This window comes from Kribbia dieselivorans NBRC 106261 (genome assembly GCF_001552435.1).
Taxonomy (GTDB): domain Bacteria; phylum Actinomycetota; class Actinomycetes; order Actinomycetales; family Dermatophilaceae; genus Kribbia; species Kribbia dieselivorans.
Genome location: NZ_BCRE01000293.1, coordinates 1 through 1,262 on the forward strand (window position 1 = coordinate 1; position 1,262 = coordinate 1,262).

Here is a 1,262-nt window from a genome sequence, read left to right on the forward strand (position 1 = left end):
GAACTGCGCACCGATGCCGCCCACGTGCAGGAAAGCGCCGCCGCGCGCGCCTCCGTGCTGCTCGTCATCCCCCTCGGGGTGCTGTTCCTGCCGGCCTTCGTCGCCACCGCGGTCGTGCCGGTCGTCCTGGCCCTGGCCACCGGCTCCCTGAGCGGCTGAGACCACGGTGCCGCCGTTGCTGGGGGTCGGCCGCGCTCACGAGCACGCCTAGACTGGACCCACCGTCGTCGACCCGTGGGGAATCATGAAGCCCGTCCTGGCCCGCCTGGGTGCCGTTCTGCTCGCTGCCAGCGTCGTGCTTTCCGGCTGCAGCAGCTCCGGTCCGACCAACGAGGCCGAGCAGTTCGTCGTCGACTACTACAAGGCCGGCCGGGCGGGCGACTGGGAGACCGTGTGCGGCTCCCTGGACCCCGAGGTCGTCACGGCCCTCGGCGGCAAGGCCAAGTGCGCCGAGGGGCTGCGCAAGGAATCGAAGGCGAACGGGGAGCTGGACAACCTCCCCGCAGACCTCGAGGTCAGCGGCTCCGACATGGCGGCCGACGGCAACAACGGCCAGGTGCGCGTTCTGGACAAGAACGGTCGCGAACAGGTGGTCAAGGTCGTCCGGATCAAGGGCGCCTGGTACATCACCGGCTGACGCGAGTTTCCCACAGGGACGGCCGCGACCCCCTGGTTCTCCACAGGGCGGCCGCGGTCGGGTGTGCCCGACCGAGGTGATGACGAAGGTGGGTGCTGCGCGGTGCACCGGGCACCGCATCACCGAAGGAGACACCATGCACGCCACCCTCATTCGCTCCGCCCTCGCGGGTCTGCGCGGCACGATCGGGTCGACCGTCCGGCCACGGCGCGAGTCCGGAATGACGACCGCGGAGTACGCCGTGGGAGTCCTGGTCGCCTGCTCGCTGGCGATGGTCATGCTCGGCATTGTCAAGTCCGGGCCGGTCAAGGATGCCCTGACCCAGACCGTGCTCGGCGCCGTCGGGCTGGGCGGTTGATGAACGCAGCGCCGGAACGGGGGATGGTCACGGCCGAACTGGCCGTGGCCATCCCGGCCCTGCTCCTCGTGCTCGGCCTGTGCCTGGGGGCCCTGCGGTTCGGTTCCGACACCCTGCGGTGCCACGATGCCGCCGGCGTCACCGCGCGGTTGCTGGCCCGCGGTGAAACGCCGGCCCACGCGACCGATACCGGCCTGCGCGCGGCACCACGCGGGGCCACCGCCACGTGGGAGCGCCGTGCGGGCACGATCGTCGTCACGGTGCGGG

The 1,262-nt window shown here is 71.6% G+C and carries 3 protein-coding genes; all 3 read left to right on the top strand.

What is annotated here, in order from left to right; translation table 11 throughout:
* The first annotated feature begins 244 nt into the window (after positions 1-244).
* On the top strand, positions 245-637 hold the full coding sequence (locus KD1_RS15940) for a hypothetical protein (protein ID WP_068403566.1): 393 nt from the start codon (positions 245-247) through the stop codon (positions 635-637).
* A gap of 136 nt (positions 638-773) precedes the next feature.
* Entirely contained in the window at positions 774-995 is a 222-nt protein-coding gene (locus KD1_RS15945) for a DUF4244 domain-containing protein (protein ID WP_083542550.1), read from the top strand.
* On the top strand, positions 995-1,262 hold a 268-nt coding region (locus KD1_RS15950), incomplete at its 3' end, for a TadE family type IV pilus minor pilin (protein ID WP_157073432.1). The genes KD1_RS15945 and KD1_RS15950, both read left to right, overlap by 1 nt.